The sequence below is a fragment of the Vibrio genomosp. F10 str. 9ZD137 genome (assembly GCF_049974785.1).
GTDB lineage: Bacteria > Pseudomonadota > Gammaproteobacteria > Enterobacterales > Vibrionaceae > Vibrio.
The window spans coordinates 1-3,196 of the sequence record NZ_JBNGCJ010000928.1 but is presented as its reverse complement, the minus strand read 5'-3'; the positions used below and the strand labels follow the sequence as shown (position 1 = coordinate 3,196).

The following is a 3,196-nucleotide window of genomic DNA, read 5'->3' as shown; positions in this document are numbered from 1 at the left end:
GGCGGGCAACGGCAGCGGGTCTGGATTGCGATGCTGTTGGCACAGCAAACGCCAATCCTAATGTTAGATGAGCCAACGACCTATTTAGATATCTCCCATCAGCTTGAATTGCTTGAACTATTTAAAAAGCTCAAGCAAAATCTGGGCCACACGGTCGTTGCAGTACTGCATGATCTGAACCAGGCCTGCCGTTACGCCGATAACCTAATTGTATTAAGTGACGGAAAAATTGTTGCTCAAGGCGCTCCTGATGAACTAATGACCGAATCCTTGGTTAAGCAAGTGTTCGGCTTAGATAGCGTAATTATTCCTGATCCAGTCACACGTTCACCTATGATAGTCCCTAAAGCTCCCCTGATACCCGATGTCGTGTGAACCGTATTTAACTAAGCTATACCTGAACCCTTTGGCCACATGACAAGGTGTGATTCATATTTAACCTGATGATTATTCTATGGTTCATCAGGTGGCTTTTCATCATTCAATCCACTAAAGCTTTCGCTAAACTCGCTATGCTAGCATTCTCCCACACCCAAATATTTGCCCGAAAAAAAAGCACAAATTCAGAAGTATGTTCTTGCAACCCTTAGTAATATACGCCCGTAAATGAGAATGGTTATCAAAATCATGTTCGGCATAACACGATAACTAGGCCATATAAATCAAGGGCATGTGCTACGAAAAGCAAACCAGCATCTGGGTTAACTGCTTATAAAGAGCATGACCTTATTACTATTGTCACGTGAACTACGTGTCGGAAAATTAACAAAGCAGTGCGAAGCCGTATCTCCCACGAACTCAAAATCGAGGAAATACAAGCCACAAATGCTTGTAATACGGCGACCGGCAAAACTCTAGGAGAATGACCTAATGGATTTATTGCGCATGGAGCGCTTAGCGAAAAGCCAACCAAGCAGACCCCCTCTCGGTACTTTAGCTGCATCAGTTGCAGTTACCTGTTTTGGTATGCAAGCAGGGCTGGCCGTTGCCGCTGAAGAGATCAGAGACGGAATAGTCCCTACTATGGTGGTATACGGCGACAAATCTGAACGTGCTCTCCAAGAAACCAGCGCAAGTGTGGTCGTTTACGATCAAGACTCAATGCAGGAAAAGGGTATTAATACGACTCAGGATTTACTGAGAATGAGTCCAAACATAGTCGATACCGGCTATGGAAACCAAATTGCAACAGTGCGAGGTGTCGATGGCTCTGGCCCAGGCGTTGGCGCTGCAGCGTTTATTTCAGGTTCTAAACCACGACTTAATGTCTCTTTAGATGGACGCTCTCTCACCTACAATGAACTCGCCTATGGACCAAACTCTATGTGGGATATACAGCAGGCCGAGATTTATCTTGGTCCACAAAGCTATATCCAAGGCCGAAATTCTATTGCCGGAACGGTCGTATTGAAATCTAACGCCCCTGTTTTTGAGCGTGAATTTTCAGTGAAAGGTGGTATGGGCAACAATAGCTTGCAACAGACCGCCATCGTCTATAACGATGTTCTTGTCGATGATCAGGTCGCATTTCGTATCAGTGCGGATAGGCAGTATCAAGAAAGTGCCGTCGCACTGGTGAGCTATGAGCCTGCGGGGGATTCCAAAGAAATTGAGTCCAATGTCATTCGAGCTAAGTTACTGGTCGAGCCAAATAAAATCCCAGATCTGTCTTCAACGCTGAGTATTTCACATCATGACCATCGTGCTCCGCAGGGGGAGTATGAGCCTGATGATTCACCGTTTGCCCCATTCCCTTCAAAGCGTCCGGTGTTTGAAGGACATTCGAATAGTTATGTATGGGACCTAGCCTATGGTGTGACATCTAACGTTGAGCTGGCATTTAATACCAACTATACCGATTTTGAAAGCGAACGTATTGTTCCGACAGGTGATAGATTCTCTGCAGAAATTCAAGGTAAGGAATACCATATTGAGCCAACCATTAGATATGTCTCTGATTCAGAGCAACTGGACCTTTTAGTTGGCGCAAGATATTTCAGCAATAGCCAAGATGACTTTATTAATGGCATGGGTTCCTATGAGGATGAAACTAAGACTCAATCTGTTTACTTGCAAGCCATTTATAACCTAACCCCAAGCTTGGTACTTACGGCGGTCGGCCGTTATGAAAGTGAGAAACGTTTTAGACAGGGTGGTGATGGCCCGTTTGCTCTGGAACTAGATGAGACCTATAACGACTTCTTACCTAAGCTCGCCTTGGCGTGGAACTCAGATAAAAACAACACCTTTGGTGTGAGTGCCGCAAAAGGGTTTGGCTCCGGTGGTGCAGGCGTTGATTTCATCGCACGTTCAACCTACATGTTTGACGAAGAATCTGTTTGGAACTATGAATTCTTTACGCGTCATCGCTTACTGGATCAAAGCCTGCAGCTGACCACCAACGTGTTCTATAACGATTACGACAATTTGCAACAGTTAACTGGCGCAGAGATCTCGAATTTGGATGATGCAAAGTCTTATGGTGCTGAAGCCACTATGGATTGGTATGCAACTCAAGATTTGAGCGTCTTCGCCAATATGGGCCTATTGAAAACGAAAATTAGCGATAGCACCCAGAGCATTTATGAAGGCAAAGAGTTTTCTCGTGCGCCAGGGGTCACAGGTGTTGCTGGACTGAATTATTGGCTAAATGATTTTGAGTTCAATGGTAATGTTCAGTACGTGGGTGATTACTACTCAACGACAGACAATAACGAAGTAGCAAAGATCTCTGGCTACACTACTGTTAATGCTTCGATTGCCTATGTATTTGATTATGGTCACGCCAAGCTGTTTGCGAATAACTTGTTCGATTCAAACGACGTCATCCTTTACGAAGCTCGAGGACAGGTATATACCGAATCTCCGCTGCTACAAAAAGCGCGTACAGTAGGCTTATTGGTACAACTTGATTTCTAACTCTAAACGCTGGCCAGTATCCATGATGCTGGCCTCTTTTTGACTACAGAACTACTAAACTGAATGACCTAGCCCACGCGCACCTGCTTTAAAAATATTCATTTCTTACGCTACTTTAGAGTGTTCTTTTATGTTTCAAACTCCACCTTTTGCCGACGTCCACGACCTAAAAATTGAAATAGACAGCGGTCTGCTATTAGGAAGCCTTGACCGCAATACCAATATCTCCGCTTTTAAAGGCATCCCTTTTGCCGCGCCGCCTGTCGGCAATCTGCGC

The 3,196-nt window shown here is 44.9% G+C and carries 2 protein-coding genes; both read left to right on the top strand.

The window, feature by feature from the left end; all coding sequences use genetic code 11:
* Positions 1-375 (top strand): ATP-binding cassette domain-containing protein (locus ACP45E_RS20445; RefSeq protein ID WP_141707455.1); only part of this gene is annotated, 375 nt, incomplete at its 5' end.
* Between the two features lie 495 nt (positions 376-870).
* Positions 871-2,919 (top strand): TonB-dependent receptor, encoded by a 2,049-nt coding sequence (locus tag ACP45E_RS20440; RefSeq protein ID WP_017037263.1) that lies wholly within the window; start codon positions 871-873, stop codon positions 2,917-2,919.
* Positions 2,920-3,196: the final 277 nt, after the last annotated feature.

What these genes read in the sequence shown, in the direction of transcription:
- ACP45E_RS20440 (WP_017037263.1), top strand. Translation starts at nt 871, where the DNA reads ATGGATTTATTGCGCATGGAGCGCTTAGCGAAAAGCCAACCAAGCAGA.